This window comes from Micromonospora sp. CPCC 206061, from assembly GCF_036906915.1.
Classification (GTDB): Bacteria; Actinomycetota; Actinomycetes; order Mycobacteriales; family Micromonosporaceae; genus Phytohabitans.
On the sequence record NZ_JBAKHX010000020.1, the window covers coordinates 55,790 to 69,360 of the forward strand.

General features: G+C 71.1%; 13 protein-coding genes. 4 read left to right on the forward strand and 9 right to left on the reverse strand.

The annotated features are described in order from the left end of the window. Positions 1–2 precede the first annotated feature (2 nt). The gene (gene lgt / locus V6V89_RS16410) at positions 3–1,217 is read right to left on the reverse strand and encodes a prolipoprotein diacylglyceryl transferase (protein WP_334619985.1); all 1,215 of its coding nucleotides are present in this window, start codon (positions 1,215–1,217) and stop codon (positions 3–5) included. A 128-nt stretch (positions 1,218–1,345) separates the two neighbouring features. Here lgt and V6V89_RS16415 point away from each other — a divergent pair, with 128 nt between their 5' ends. Further along, the gene (locus V6V89_RS16415) at positions 1,346–1,849 is read left to right on the forward strand and encodes an NUDIX hydrolase (protein WP_334619986.1); all 504 of its coding nucleotides are present in this window, start codon (positions 1,346–1,348) and stop codon (positions 1,847–1,849) included. A 187-nt stretch (positions 1,850–2,036) separates the two neighbouring features. Here V6V89_RS16415 and trpA read toward each other — a convergent pair whose 3' ends face one another. From trpA to V6V89_RS16435, 4 genes are all read right to left on the reverse strand, one after another. Further along, complete coding sequence (trpA, locus tag V6V89_RS16420; RefSeq protein ID WP_334619987.1) at positions 2,037–2,909, reverse strand: tryptophan synthase subunit alpha; 873 nt, start codon at positions 2,907–2,909, stop codon at positions 2,037–2,039. A gap of 103 nt (positions 2,910–3,012) precedes the next feature. After that, the gene (gene trpB, locus V6V89_RS16425; RefSeq protein ID WP_334619988.1) at positions 3,013–4,230 is read right to left on the reverse strand and encodes a tryptophan synthase subunit beta; all 1,218 of its coding nucleotides are present in this window, start codon (positions 4,228–4,230) and stop codon (positions 3,013–3,015) included. Beyond that, positions 4,227–5,030 (reverse strand): indole-3-glycerol phosphate synthase TrpC, encoded by an 804-nt coding sequence (gene trpC / locus V6V89_RS16430; RefSeq protein ID WP_334620033.1) that lies wholly within the window; start codon positions 5,028–5,030, stop codon positions 4,227–4,229. Before trpC ends, trpB begins: the two co-directional genes overlap by 4 nt. Before the next feature lie 173 nt (positions 5,031–5,203). Beyond that, positions 5,204–5,461, reverse strand: coding sequence for a hypothetical protein (locus V6V89_RS16435; protein WP_334619989.1), 258 nt, complete (start codon positions 5,459–5,461; stop codon positions 5,204–5,206). 211 nt (positions 5,462–5,672) lie between these two features. Here V6V89_RS16435 and V6V89_RS16440 point away from each other — a divergent pair, with 211 nt between their 5' ends. Beyond that, positions 5,673–5,939 (forward strand): hypothetical protein, encoded by a 267-nt coding sequence (locus tag V6V89_RS16440; RefSeq protein WP_334619990.1) that lies wholly within the window; start codon positions 5,673–5,675, stop codon positions 5,937–5,939. On the opposite strand, the gene V6V89_RS16445 is transcribed toward V6V89_RS16440, so the two are convergent. Genes V6V89_RS16445 through hisI form a run of 3 tightly spaced genes read right to left on the reverse strand, consistent with a single transcriptional unit; the run spans position 5,867 to position 8,291 of the window. Then, positions 5,867–6,340, reverse strand: a complete 474-nt coding sequence (locus V6V89_RS16445) for a Trp biosynthesis-associated membrane protein (protein WP_334619991.1) — start codon at positions 6,338–6,340, stop codon at positions 5,867–5,869. The genes V6V89_RS16440 and V6V89_RS16445 overlap by 73 nt on opposite strands. Then, positions 6,337–7,878 carry an anthranilate synthase component I gene (locus V6V89_RS16450; protein ID WP_334619992.1) on the reverse strand — a complete coding sequence of 514 codons (1,542 nt, stop codon included), beginning with the start codon at positions 7,876–7,878 and terminating at the stop codon, positions 6,337–6,339. Before V6V89_RS16450 ends, V6V89_RS16445 begins: the two co-directional genes overlap by 4 nt. Then, positions 7,875–8,291: a phosphoribosyl-AMP cyclohydrolase gene (gene hisI / locus V6V89_RS16455; RefSeq protein ID WP_442935154.1), complete on the reverse strand. Its 417-nt coding sequence runs from the start codon at positions 8,289–8,291 to the stop codon at positions 7,875–7,877. The genes V6V89_RS16450 and hisI overlap by 4 nt, the downstream gene beginning before the upstream one ends. Before the next feature lie 241 nt (positions 8,292–8,532). On the opposite strand from hisI, the gene V6V89_RS16460 reads away from it, so the two are divergent. Then, a complete protein-coding gene (locus V6V89_RS16460; RefSeq protein ID WP_334619994.1) occupies positions 8,533–10,470 on the forward strand; it encodes a hypothetical protein in 1,938 nt (645 codons plus the stop codon). 58 nt (positions 10,471–10,528) lie between these two features. Here the strand turns inward: V6V89_RS16460 and fxsT are convergent, their stop codons facing one another. Continuing rightward, complete coding sequence (gene fxsT, locus V6V89_RS16465) at positions 10,529–12,628, reverse strand: FxSxx-COOH system tetratricopeptide repeat protein (protein ID WP_334619995.1); 2,100 nt, start codon at positions 12,626–12,628, stop codon at positions 10,529–10,531. Between fxsT and V6V89_RS16470 the strand changes: the two genes are divergently transcribed. Then, entirely contained in the window at positions 12,615–13,571 is a 957-nt protein-coding gene (locus tag V6V89_RS16470) for an SCO2525 family SAM-dependent methyltransferase (protein WP_334619996.1), read from the forward strand. The genes fxsT and V6V89_RS16470 overlap by 14 nt on opposite strands.

Sequence of the window (13,571 nt, forward strand, 5' to 3'; positions counted from 1 at the left end):
TCTCAGCGGTCGTCGGTGGTGCGGACGGCTGAATCGCCGCCATTCTCGGCGCGGCCGCGAGCGTCGGTGTCGGACTCGTCGTCCGACTCTTCGTCCGACTTTTCGACCTCGTCCGCGTCGTCCTCCGCCGCGTCGTCGAGGCCGTCGGGCTCGTCGTCGGGCTCGTCCGTCTCGTCGTCCGCGAAGTCGTCGAGGAGATCACCCTTCTCCACGACGGGTAGCACACCAGTCTCCTGGTACGCACGGTACTGCTCCTCGGTCACCGCGCGGTACCGCTGCGGCTTGCGGGACGCGGCGCCGGACGCGCCGGAGACGTCGCGCTGCGACACGTCGCCGCCGGCCCCGCCCGCCGGGGCGGCCACCGGTGCGTCGACCGGCACCAGGTACTCCTGGGGGCCGCGGACGCGCAGGAAGTAGATAAGGGCGCCGAGGAAGACGACGACCGAGGTGATGACGTTGAGGCGCACGCCGAGGATCTTGTTGGCCTCGTCGGTGCGCATCAGCTCGATCCAGAACCGCCCCACCGTGTAGGCCATCACGTAGAGCGCGAACGCCCGGCCCTTGCCGAGCTTCCACTTCCGGTCGGCCCAGATCACCACGCCGGCGACACCGACGTTCCACAGCGCCTCGTACAGGAACGCGGGGTGGAACGGGCCGCCCGGCTCCAGGATCGGGTCGCCGTTCTGGTCCTTGAGCGCCTCGCCGGGGTTCTCCGGGTCCATCTGGTGCACGTTGAGGCCCCACGGCAGGTCGGTGTGGCCGCCGTACAGCTCGTTGTTGAACCAGTTGCCGATCCGGCCGACCGCCTGCGCGAGCGGCAGGGCGGGCGCGGCCGCGTCGGCCACCACCGCGAACGGGATGCCGAGCTGGCGGGCCGCGAGCCACCCGCCGAGCACACCGCCCGCGACGGCGCCCCAGATGCCGAGGCCGCCCTCCCAGATGTACAGCGCCCGGATGGGCTCACCGCCCGCACCGAAGTAGTCCTGCGGCGAGGTGATCACGTGGTAGAGCCGCGCGCCCACCATGCCGAACAGCACCGCCCAGAGTGCGATGTCGAGCACCGCCCACTGCGGGCCGCCGCGGCGGCGCAACCGCACTTCGGTCACCGCGCACGCCACCGCGATGCCGAGAATGATGCAGAGGGCGTACGCCCGAACCGGGATCGGGCCGAGGTGCCAGATGGCGGTGCTCGGGCTCGGGATTGCGGCGATTGTCACGGGTGCACACGCTACCGCCGCAAGGACCCACCGCGTCACCCCGGTCGGCCGGTGTTTGACCAAGGTCCGGTATCGAAGGACCTGGCCGGGAGGCTGACTTGACGTTCGGGCGGCCGTAGGCTCTTTACATGAGCTCCTTGACCTCCGCGGTCGCCGCCGTCATCACCGACGCCGCCGGCCGCGTACTGCTCTGTCAGCTTCGTCAAGGGCACCGCCTCTGGTGCCTGCCCGGCGGTCGCATCCGCCAGGCCGAGAGCCCGATGCACGCGGCTGTGCGCGACATCCGCGAGGAGACCGGGCTGGAGACGCACATGGTCGACCTGCTGGGTATCTACCAGCTCACCGGCGACGCGTGCGGCGAAGACCTGCCCGACGTGCTCATGCACGTCTTCCGTGCGGAGATCGACGGCGGCGAGCCGTCGGTCAACTCGCCGGGCCGGATCAGCCGCCTCTCGTGGCACGACCCCGACGCGCTGCCCGAGCCGATGACCCCGACCGCGCGGGCCGCCGTCGCGGACGCGGTCGCGGGGCGCAGCGGGGTGCTGCGCGAGGTCCAGCGCGACAAGGAGCCGGACCTTCCCGAGGCCGACGACGCCGAGGCCGACCAGCCCGCGGCGGCGTTGGTTCGTTAGCGAGCGCGCGCCGCCCGCAGACCGCACAAAGCGTCGGGAGCGAAGCGACCAGAGCGACTGCGGTCTACAGGGCGGCTTCCGAGCGCGCGAGCGACCCGAGCGGAGCGAGGGCACCAGACACAGCGAGCGCGCGCCGCCCGCAGACCGCACAAAGCGTCGGGAGCGAAGCGACCAGAGCGACTGTGGTCTACAGGGCGGCTTCCGAGCGCGCGAGCGACCCGAGCGGAGCGAGGGCACCAGACTCAGCCCGGACGCCGGCCGCCAGGTCGGCGCTCAACGTGCGGAGCGCGTCGAGCCCCGCCGCTTCGTCCGGCGCTTCCAGAACGCACCGGATCAACGCGCTGCCCACGATCACCGCGTCGGCGAACCGCCCCACCTCGCCGGCCTGCGCACCGTCGCGTACGCCCAGGCCGACGCCCACGGCCAGGTCGCTGACCGCGCGCACCCGGGCGACCAGCTCAGGCGCCGCCGACGAGGTCTGCTCGCGTGCCCCGGTGACACCCATGATCGACGTCGCGTACACGAAGCCGCGGCAGTGGCCGACGGTCATCGCGATCCGGTCGTCGGTCGACGACGGCGAGACGAGGAACGTGCGGTCGAGCCCGTGCGTCTCGGACGCCGCCAGCCACTCCTGCGCCTCGTCGGGGATCAGGTCGGGCGTGATCATGCCGGTGGCGCCGGCCGCGGCGAGGTCGCGCGCGAAGCCGTCGACGCCGTACTTCTCGATCGGGTTCCAGTACGTCATCAGTACGACCGGCACACCGGTGGCCGCGACCGCCTCGATGATGCGCAGCGTGTCACGGGTGCGTACCCCAGCGGCCAGCGCGATGTCGCTCGCCTTCTGGATGACCGGGCCGTCCATGACCGGGTCGGAGTACGGCAACTCCACCTCGATCACGTCGACGCCCGCCTCAGCCATCGCCTTCATCGACGCGATGCTGCCCTCGACCGTGGGGAACCCGGCGGGCATGCACCCGACGACGAGGGCCCGTCCGGGCCGCTCCCGGCCGGACGGCCGCGCCTCGGCCCGCGCCTTCTCGAAGGCGACCGCGATGGTCATGCGCCGCCTCCCGCAGCCGCCACAAAGCGGAGCGACTGGCGGCTACAGGGAGGCTTTGGGGCGCATGACCCGCGCGAGCGGAGGCGAGCGCCAGCTAGCTCTGTCATTTCAGGATCCCGAAGTAGGCGCCGGCCGTTTCGACGTCCTTGTCGCCGCGCCCGGACAGGTTGATGATGATCGTCGGCTCGCGTCCCAGCTCTTCACGAAGTGAGGGCACGACCTTGATGATGCCGGCGATCGCGTGCGCGCTCTCCAGCGCCGGGATGATGCCCTCGGTGCGGCACAGCAGCTGGAACGCCGCCATCGCCTCGTCGTCGGTCACCGGCAGGTACGAGGCGCGGCCGGTGTCGTGCAGCCACGCGTGCTCGGGCCCCACTCCGGGGTAGTCGAGCCCCGCCGAGATCGAGTGTGATTCGAGGGTCTGCCCGTCGTCGTCCTGGAGCACGTACGTGCGCGTGCCGTGCAGCACCCCCGGCGTGCCGCCGGAGAAGCGCGCCGCGTGCCGGCCGCTGGAGATGCCCTCGCCGCCCGCCTCGAACCCGTACAGCCGCACGCCCTCGTCACCGACGAACGCGTGGAAGATGCCGATCGCGTTGGAGCCGCCGCCGACGCAGGCACCGATCGCGTCGGGCAGCGCGCCGGTCAGGTCGAGGCACTGCCGCCGCGCCTCGACGCCGATGCCGCGGGCGAAGTCGCGCACCATCGCCGGGAACGGGTGTGGACCCGCCGCCGTGCCGATCACGTAGTGGGTGTGGTCGACCGTGGACACCCAGTCGCGGAGCGCCTCGTTGAGCGCGTCCTTGAGCGTGCGCGAGCCGCTGGTCACCGGCACGACGGTGGCGCCGAGCATCTTCATGCGGGCGACGTTGAGCGCCTGCCGCTCCGTGTCGACTTCGCCCATGTAGACCACGCACTCGAGATCCATGAGCGCGGCGGCCGTGGCGCTGGCGACGCCGTGCTGCCCCGCACCGGTCTCGGCGATCACCCGGCGCTTGCCCATCCGCTTGGTGAGCAGCGCCTGGCCGAGCACGTTACGCACCTTGTGCGCGCCGGTGTGGTTGAGATCTTCCCGTTTGAGCAGGACGCGGGCGCCCACTTCATTGGAGAGCCGGTCGGCGCGGTACAGCAGCGAGGGCACGCCCGCGTAGTCGCGCAGCAGCGCGCCGAACTCCGCCTGGAACGCCTCGTCGGCCATCGCGTGCCGATAGGCCGCGTCGAGCTGGTTGAGGGCGGCGACCAGCGCCTCCGGCACGAACCGGCCACCGTACCGCCCGAAGTGCCCGGCGACGTCGGGCAGCAGGCCGGCGAGGGACGCGGTCACCGGACGGGCCGCGGGGTAGCGGGGTGGTTGCCGGCGTTGACCAGCTCGGCCACGGCGTCGCGGGGGCTCTTCTGGGTTACCAGGCCCTCACCCACCAGGACCGCGTCGGCGCCCGCCGAGGCGTACCGGATGAGGTCGTGCGGACCCCGCACGCCCGACTCGGCGATCTTGACGACGCTGCTGGGCAGCCCGGGGGCGATCCGCTCGAACACCGACCGGTCGACCTCCAGCGTGCGCAGGTCACGGGCGTTGACGCCGATCACCTGCGCACCGGCCTCCAGTGCGCGGTCGGCTTCTTCTTCGGTGTGCACCTCGACCAGGGCGGTCATGCCCAGCGACTCGATGCGCTCCAGCAGGCCGACGAGCACGTTCTGCTCCAGGGCGGCCACGATCAGCAACACCAGGTCGGCGCCGTGCGCCCGCGCCTCGTGCACCTGGTAGCTGGACACGATGAAGTCCTTGCGCAGGACCGGCACGTCGACGGCGGCGCGCACGGACACGAGGTCTTCGATCGACCCGCCGAACCACCGCCCCTCGGTGAGCACGCTGATGCACCGGGCGCCGCCGGACGCGTACTCGGTCGCCAGGTCTGCCGGGTCCGGGATCTCGGCGAGCTGCCCCTTGGAGGGGGACGACCGCTTCACCTCGGCGATCACCGCGACGCCCGGCTTGCGCAGCGCGGCGTACGCGTCGCGCGCCGGCGGTGCCGCGGCGGCCAGCTCCTTAACCCGCTCCAGCGAGACCTGTCGTTGTCGCTGCTCGACGTCCTCGCGCACTCCAGCGAGAATCTCGTCGAGCACACTCACGGATGGCCGGGTGCCATCGTCATCCGCGCTTGCATGCTCAGCAGTCACCAACGGACTCCCCTTTCCGGGTGTCATTCGCCCGATGCTAGGCGTCGCCACGGAATAGTTGGAGTCCGGGGTATGGCAACCCTCACCCCGTGGACTGCGGCATAATGCCCGGCCGCCCGCTACGAGGGCGTCACCGTGGGCGACGGCGCGCAGGTGGGCAGCGGCAGCTGCGGCCACGCGGTCGGCAGCGGGAGGTCGGTCGGCACCCCGCTCGGCAACGGCGTCGGCACCGGCCACGCGGGTAGCGCGATGCATGTCGGCACGGGCCACAGCGTCGGTACGGGCTGCTCAGGGGCAGCGGGAGCCGGACCGGCGAGGGCGATGAGGCCCGCGGCCGCGACAGCCGCGGTGGCGATGGGAAGCACGATCCGCTTCATCAACCTCCCTGTTGGGGCGTTGCGGCGCTAATACCCACGAAACCGACCTTAGACACATTTCGGTGTGACGAGCATGGCGTTGCCGATACGGCCCGGGGACCGGAGAGTTGACGGTGCGGTCACCACCCCGAAACACGCCCCGCGCAGGCTGGTTATCGGGCAAACTATTCGACGGCGCCCCAACCGGTTTGATCATTTGCGGAGCGAAGCCATGAACACACCCGAGAGCGGTTTCGTCGCCCTCCCCCGCACGGTTCTCTCCATGGCGGTCGGCGTCATCGACACGGTCGAGCGGGCCGTCGTCGGCGAAGACCGCATTCGCACCGCCCGCGGCAACGCCTGGGAGGCCGTCTGCGCCGACCGTGCCCGGGCCGACCGCATCGCCGAGATCCGCCGGCAGCTCAGTCAGCGCAGCGTCGGGTCTTCGCCCCGGTCGAGCGCGTCCCAGTCCGAGGTCGCGACGGGCGCGCGCTCGTAACGCGTACCAAGGCTCGGCCATCGGCCGCCGCGCACGACGGCGAGCGCGCCGCCGGCGACGAGCGCCACCCCGCCTGCTACGCAGGCCAAAGGCCAACCGATGGCATCGCTCAGACCAAGCGCCCCGCCGGTCGCCACTCCAGCACCGTTCAGAAGCAGCAGTACGCCCAGCCACCTGCGCGCCCGCCCTTTGGTGGCCACCATGGCCCCTGCCCCAGCCAGTCCCACCAGTGCGAGCGCCGGCAGCAGACCGCCACCGTCGTGAGCCGTGCGGGTCGCCGGCAGCGGCGCCGGGCGAGGCACCACCTCGACCCACCACGTGCGGGTCGCCGCGAAGAGCGCCAGCCCGGCGCCGGCGGCGCACAACAGCACCGCGAGGCTCAACTCCCGCCGAGTGTTCATCGTGCTGGCTTCAGCGTCTCCGCGGCCGCGATGGCGGCGAGCACGGCGGCCGCCTTGCTCTGCGTCTCACGCTCCTCGGCGAGCGGGTCCGAGTCGGCCACGATCCCCGCGCCAGCCTGCACGTAAGCCCGGCCGCCCCGGAGCAGCGCCGTGCGGATCGCGATCGCCATGTCCAGGTCGCCGCCGAACCCGAAGTACCCGACCGTGCCGCCGTAGAGTCCCCGGCGGGTCGGCTCCAGCTCCTCGATGATCTCCATGGCGCGGACCTTGGGCGCGCCGGAGAGCGTGCCCGCCGGGAACGTCGCGGCGAGCGCGTCGAACGCCGTCTGATCTTCGCGCAGCTCACCAACGACGGTCGAGACAATGTGCATGACGTGGCTGTACCGCTCGATCATCGCGAACTCGGGCACCTCCACGGTGCCCGGCCGGCAGACCCGGCCCAGGTCGTTGCGGCCCAGGTCGACCAGCATGACGTGCTCCGACCGCTCCTTCGGGTCGCCGATCAGCTCGGTGGCCAGCGCGCCGTCCTGCTCCGGGGTCACGCCCCGCGGCCGGGTGCCGGCGATGGGATGAAGAAGTGCCCGCCTCGCTGTGCCTCCAGTGCCACCCGTGACCTTCAAGTGTGCCTCCGGCGACGAGCCCACGATGTCGAACCCGTCGAACCGCAGCAGGTACATGTACGGGCTCGGGTTGGTGGTGCGCAGCACCCGGTAGACGTCGAGCGGGTCGGCGGTGGTCTCCCGCTCGAACCGCTGGGCCACCACGATCTGAAAGCACTCGCCGGCCCGGATGGCCTCCTTGGCCGTCTCGACCGCCTTCGGATACGCGCCGGGATCGGTGCGGCTCACCACGTCGCCCAGCCCCGCACTCTCCACAGTGGAGATCATCGGCGGGATCGGGCGGGACAGCGCCGTCGTCATCGCGTCGAGCCGGCCCACCGCGTGGTGGTACGCGGCCACGCGATCGGCGTCGGTGGCGCGCTCGGGAAGGATCGCGTTCGCCACCAGGATCGCCGAACCGTCGAAATGGTCGAGCACCACCAGGTCGGTCGCCAGCATCATGCCCAGCTCGGGCAGGCCGATGTCGTCGTCGGCGATGCTCGGCAGCCGCTCGAACCGGCGCACCAGGTCATAGCTCAGATATCCCACCATGCCGCCGGTCAGCGGGGGCAGGCCGTCAACGGCCGTGTCGCCGGTCAGCGCCGCGACCGTCTCGCGCAGCACCGCCACCGGATCGCCCCCGGTGGGCAGCCCCGCTGGCGGCGTGCCCAGCCACTGCGCACGCCCGTCACGCTCCACCAGCGTGGCGGCGCTGCGCACACCGACGAACGAGTACCGCGACCAGGCCGTACCCGCCGAGCCCGCGCCCTGCTCGGCCGACTCCAGCAGGAACGTGCCCGGGCCGCCGGCCAGCTTCCGGTAAACCCCCACCGGGGTCTCGCCGTCGGCCAGCAGCCGCCGCGTCACCGGCACCACCCGGCGAGTGGCCGCCAATTCGCCAAACCCGCTCTCGTCAGGGCTCACAGCACCGGTCGTCATGCGGGACTCCCCTGCTTCGCGGGCAACTCGGTGAAGAAACACGTGCGAGCGCCCGTGTGGCACGCGGCGCCGACCTGCTCGACGCTCACCAGCACCGTGTCGCCGTCACAGTCCAGCGCCACCGACCTCACGTACTGGTGGTGCCCCGACGTCGCGCCCTTCACCCAGTACTCCTGGCGGCTGCGCGACCAGTAGGTCGCCCGGCCCGTCGTGAGCGTGCGGTGCAGCGCCTCGTCGTCCATCCACGCCATCATCAACACCTCGCCGGTGCTGTGCTCTCGGACGATCGCGGCCACGAGGCCGTCGTCGTTGCGCCGAAGCCGGCTGGCGACGTCTGGGGCGAGGGCGGACGACCGTACGCGGCCGGCCGGCGGTTCAGGTACTGGCACAGTGCCCGATTGTTCCGTACGCATCTGACCACGGTTTCGGGGGCTGTGCTATTTGTGTTCCGGCGGTAGGTTGACTGTGCGCCGCCACGGGTCGTCTCCGGCGGGGCGCGCTCCCCCTTTTCTGGTCATCGGGCCCTTCCTCAGGTCACCCGGTCCAGCCTTCGTCGGGTCAGCGACGCCGAAGAAACCTGTACGGGCGCACCTGGGGCGCACCGGCACCGGCCCGCCGGTCGCGCCCAGACGAGCGGACGGAGGACACACAGCAATGCACCCCAGCCCGACCTCGACACCTGGCCAGAACGGCCAGGCCGACCCCACCATCGCGATCCCCACGCCAGGCGCCATCGCACTCCCCGGCCCGCGCCCACCCACAGATACGCCCGTGCTCAACGAGCCGACCACCGAGATGCCGGTCATCCGCCCCCGGCTCGAAGAGGAACCGCCGAGCCCGCTGCCGCCCATCGCCACCCAGCTGATCGAGTCCGCCGCGCCCACCTCCGCGCCCGCTGCCGCCGAAGAGCCGACGGCCACGCTCGCCACCCCGGACGCCCCGCCCAACCTCGACGACGACGAATCTGACGCCGAATCCTCCGGCGCACCGGAAAGCGCCGACGCCCTCGCGACGCCCGCGAAGACGGACCCGGACGACGCCGGCGCGCTCGCGCAGTCACCGGCGACGGACGAGCCCGACGACACGCTCGCAGGCCCTGAAGACGCCATCGACGGGGCCGACAGCGACGCACTCGCCGAACCCACCGACGACAGTGACGCCGCCGGAGACCAGGCCGACGCGCTCGTGCAGTCGGAAGGCGACACCGACGAAGACGACACCGCCGACGCACTCGCCAGCCCAACGGTCACCGACGACAGCACGGACGACGCCGAGGCGCTCACCGACCCGGAGCGCGCCGACGAAGCCTCCGACGAAGCCTCCGACGACACCGACGCGCTCGCCGCCACCGCGGTCACGGATGAGACCGATGAAGACGACGACACTGCGGACGATGCCAACGCGCTCGCGGCCCCGGACGTTGCCGGGCAAGACGTTGCCGAGCAGTCCGACGCCGACGACGAGGCTGAGGACGCGCAAGACGCCGAGGCGCTCGCCGGCCCCGAGGATGACAGCGACGTCACGGAGGACGAGACCGACGCCCTCGCGGAGCCCGAGGACGACACCGCAGCCGCACTCGCCAGCCCAGCCGTCACGGACGAGGACGAAGACGACACCACGGGCGACGCCGACGCGCTCACCGACCCGGAAGGCGCCGACGAAGACGAAGCGTCCGACGACCAGCCAGAAACGGTCGCCGAGCTTGAGGGCGACACCGACGACGCGGACGCACTCGCCGAGCCGGTAACCGAGGGCGAGACCGACGAAGACGACACCACGGACGGCGCCGACGCGCTCGCGGCCCCGGACGTTGCCGGGCAAGACGTTGCCGGGCAGTCCGACGCCGACGACGAGGCTGAGGATGCGCACGAGGCCGAGGCGCTCACCGACACGGACGAAGAAGAGGGCGCCGACGAGCCGGCGGCCGAGGTCGACGCTGAGAGCGGCGTGGATTCCGCCGAGGAGACGGCCGACGAGCACTCCGACACGGCCGACATCACCGAACTGTTGACCGCTCCGCCTGTACTCGATGAGACCACCGCGGACAGCGAGCCTGTCGCGGAGAGCGAGCAGGCACCGGAGGAGGAGGGCGACGGGCAGGGCTCCGACGAGGAGGATGCGGACGCCGCGGGCGGTGACGGCCCCGACGAGGAGGACGAACACGACTGGGGAACGCCGCCCCCCGCGGGCGGCGAGGCCGCCCAGGCGGCCCAGGAGGACGGCGAGGCCGAGGAGGACGGCGAGTCCGAGGCAGTGACCGAGGAGCCGGAGCCCGTGCTGGTCGCCGCCGCCAGCCCGCTGCGGCCGGGCGACGTGGCGGAGACGCCGATCGCCGTGTGGAGCGGGGACGACGCGGAACGCTTCCGCGACGACTGGCACCAGGTGAAGTCGCTGTTCGTCGACGACCCCGAGGCGGCGGTCGCGCAGGCACAGGCGCTCGTCGCCAGCGCGGTGCACACGCTCGCCGAGCGGCTGCTGGCCGAGCAGGTCGACCTCGACCCGCGCCGGCACTCGGACACCCCCGACACCGAGGCAATGCGGGTGGCGATGCGCCGGTACCGGAACTTCCTGGACCGCGTCCTCGCCCTCTGACCGGACAAGCGACGGCTCGGCCGTCCCGGCACGTGGCCGGGGCGCCGAGCCGTACGCGTCAGGAGGCGCTCCAGCCCTCGGGGTAGAGCTTGCGAAGCAGGTTCCGGTCCTCCTCGGTCCACCGGTAGTCGGTGCCCGGCCTGGCCTGGAAGATCGCAGTGGCGACGGCCGCCAGCTCTCGGGAGGCGTCGCGTTCGCCAAGGTCGTTGAGGATGTTGGCGAGGATGGTCGAGTCGATGCCGACGTAGGCGTGGCTCGACCCGTAGAGCCGAGTGTCGATCGCCAAGGCGCGTTCCGCCAGTTCCCGCGCGCCCTGCGGATCGCCGAGGTCCTGCCGGAGGCGGGCCAGCGTAGTGAGGTCGTCAGCGATGTAGCCGTGGGTCGGCCCGTGGGTCGCCAGGTCGATCTCGTGGGCGCGTTCGACGAGAGGTAGGGCGACCTCCGGCTCGCCGAGGTCGCGGACGATGAGCGCGAGCAGCGCGAGATCCTGAGCGAGATCCTGCGCGCTGGCGCGGTCTCCCGGCAGGTACCGGCGGTCGTGGATCTCGCGTGCCCGTTCGACGAGCGGCCGGGCCTCCGCCGGACGTCCAAGGTCGCGCAGGCTCTGGCCGAGGATGTGCAGGTCTTCGGCGACTCGCGGGTGCTGGCGGCCGTACACGCGCTCGTCGATGGCCAGTGCGCGCTCGGCGAGCGGATGCGCGGTCACCGGATCGCCCATGTTGCGCACACAACAGGCCGAGACCCGCAGGATCACCGCGACCTCGGTGTCGGCACCCGGCACCGGCCCTTGCTCGACCACGGCGAAGACGTGCGGCAGAAGGTCCTGCCACATCTGCCAGCGCGTCGGGTGGTCTCGTATGTCGGGCGGGGCCTCGGCCGCGAGCAGGCGGCACGCCAACTCGTGCGTCGCCGCCCTGGCGTCCTCCGACATGTCGCGCCGGATGGCCGCCCGCACCAGCCGGTGCACCAGCAGGCGGTCACTCTGCCGCCTGGCGAGGCTGCGCCCGACGACCGCGCCGATCGCGTCGTTCCAGCGGACGGGGTCTCGCGCGGATCGCTGGAGCGGCTCGGGCAGCACCCCGGGGTGCCGCGTGAAGAGGTGGAGCGGGATGGGTTCGGGCGCCAGCATCGCGCACACCTGCAGCAGCGCGACCGCGGGCGGGTGAGCGACCTCCAGGCCGCGCAGGTGGAGGCTCCAGAGGGTGGCGACGACCACGCCTGGCCGGTCGGTGACGTCGCCCCGCTCGATCATTGTCTCGATCTGGTGGGTGAGCAGGCTGGCGTACTCGGCGGCGGGCATCCCGGTGTACCGGAGGTACGCGGCCGCTTGGGTGATCGCGAGAGGGAGGTTGCCGAGCATCTCGGCGATGCGGTGTGCGTTTCGCCAGTGGATGTCCGGGACGCGCTGTCGAAGGAGCGTGACGGACTCCTGGTCTTCGAACACGTCGAGTTCGAGGACGGTGCCGCGACTGGACCAACCGCGGTGGCGGGTCGTGACGATCACGTGCCCGTCGGCGGTCTCGCCGCTCGGCAGCAACTGCTGTGGGGTGAAGTCCTCGCCGGCGTTGTCGAAGATGACGAGCCACGGCGAACGGTTGGCCAGTGCCCGATACACCGCGGTGACAGCCTGTTCGGCGACCGGATCCGGCACATCGAGGGCATTGGCCAGCGCGACGAACTGCGAGGAGATCAATTCGAGCCGTTCGGCGTCGATGAATGCGACGAAGGCGTATTTATGGAGATACCGGTAGGCGTACTCGATCGCGAGTTGGGTCTTTCCCACGCCGCCCATGCCCTCGATCGCCTGCACCGTGACCGACCGGTGGCTCGTAAGCGCCGTCCGCACTTCGTGGATCGCCAGCTCGCGTCCCGTGAACAGAAGGTTCCTCGGCGGCATCCGGAATGTCTTGGCTGGCGGCAGGGTGCCACGACGGCCGTATCTCTGCGTGCGACCGGCAGCGCCCGCGGACAGCCACAGCAACCAGGTGGCGAGCGGCACCAGCAGCACAACCGTGATCCATGGATTCGTGCGCACCAGATCGAGCGCGCCGGGCCAGCGCTCCTGGTTGGACGCGGCGTTGAACGCGAGGCTGCCGAGAAACAAGACGGTCAGGCCACCGATGACGCTACTTACCATCTGCATCTTGCCGCGCGCCATGAGTCACACGGTATCGGTGGTGTTCGAGGGTCGGAACCGCTCGCCCGTCAAGATATTGCTTTCGACAGATCCTTTTCCCGACACAGGCGTATCCGGTCGTCTGATGGGTACTTACCAACTATCGCTGATAGCGTTGATTCAGTTGCTGCGCAGCGTAAGGAGCCGATCGATGGCGGTCATACCAGATCAAAAAGTCGCCACTGCTGTCAGCAACGCAGACGCGCCGTGGGACGAGTTCGACTCGCAGTGGTACGCGGACCATAACTACGGCGAGATCCATCCCGACGACCATGCCGTCATTTCACGCGTCGGCAGGTTCTTCGCGACGCGGGCGATCGGCCGAAAACGCCACGCCATCGACGTCGGTTCGGGCACGAATCTCTACCCCGCGCTGGCGATGCTTCCCGTCGCCGAGTCCATCACCCTGTGGGAATATTCCGCCTCCAACGTGCGGTGGCTGGAGCACGGCGTCCGGCCGTACGGACAGCTCTGGGATCCGTTCTGGGAGGCGTTGCGCGAGTCCGCGCCGATGTACCGCCGCTTCCAGCGCCCGCGTGCCGTGCTGCCCGCAATCGCCAAGGTGGAAAAGGCGAGCGTCTTCGCTCTGCCCGAGGGGCTCTGGGATCTCGGCACGATGTTCTTCGTCGCCGAGTCGATCACCGGTATCCCCACGGAGTTCGAGCTGGCGACGCGCAACTTCCTCACCTCGCTTCGGCCCGGCGCACCATTCGCCGCGGCGTTCATCCGGAACTCTCGCGGATACCACGTCCGTGACCTGCGGTTTCCCGCGGTAGCAGTTACTGAGTACGAGGTCAGACGGGTGCTGCGGCCCTACGCCGACGAGTTGACGGTCGAGCATGTGGCGCCCGGCCAGGCATTCCGCGATGGCTGGGACGGCATGGTTCTGGCCCTGGGTAGCCGAAACCGCCGGCCCCGGCCGTGA

Bases quoted from the DNA above. Each gene is read 5' to 3' on its own strand.
- V6V89_RS16450 (WP_334619992.1), bottom strand. From the start codon at position 7,878: ATGACGACCGGTGCTGTGAGCCCTGACGAGAGCGGGTTTGGCGAATTG.
- trpA (WP_334619987.1), bottom strand. From the start codon at position 2,909: ATGACCATCGCGGTCGCCTTCGAGAAGGCGCGGGCCGAGGCGCGGCCG.
- V6V89_RS16435 (WP_334619989.1), bottom strand. From the start codon at position 5,461: ATGAAGCGGATCGTGCTTCCCATCGCCACCGCGGCTGTCGCGGCCGCG.
- V6V89_RS16445 (WP_334619991.1), bottom strand. From the start codon at position 6,340: ATGAACACTCGGCGGGAGTTGAGCCTCGCGGTGCTGTTGTGCGCCGCC.
- hisI (WP_442935154.1), bottom strand. From the start codon at position 8,291: ATGCGTACGGAACAATCGGGCACTGTGCCAGTACCTGAACCGCCGGCC.
- fxsT (WP_334619995.1), bottom strand. From the start codon at position 12,628: ATGGCGCGCGGCAAGATGCAGATGGTAAGTAGCGTCATCGGTGGCCTG.
- V6V89_RS16460 (WP_334619994.1), top strand. From the start codon at position 8,533: ATGCACCCCAGCCCGACCTCGACACCTGGCCAGAACGGCCAGGCCGAC.
- V6V89_RS16440 (WP_334619990.1), top strand. From the start codon at position 5,673: ATGAACACACCCGAGAGCGGTTTCGTCGCCCTCCCCCGCACGGTTCTC.
- V6V89_RS16415 (WP_334619986.1), top strand. From the start codon at position 1,346: ATGAGCTCCTTGACCTCCGCGGTCGCCGCCGTCATCACCGACGCCGCC.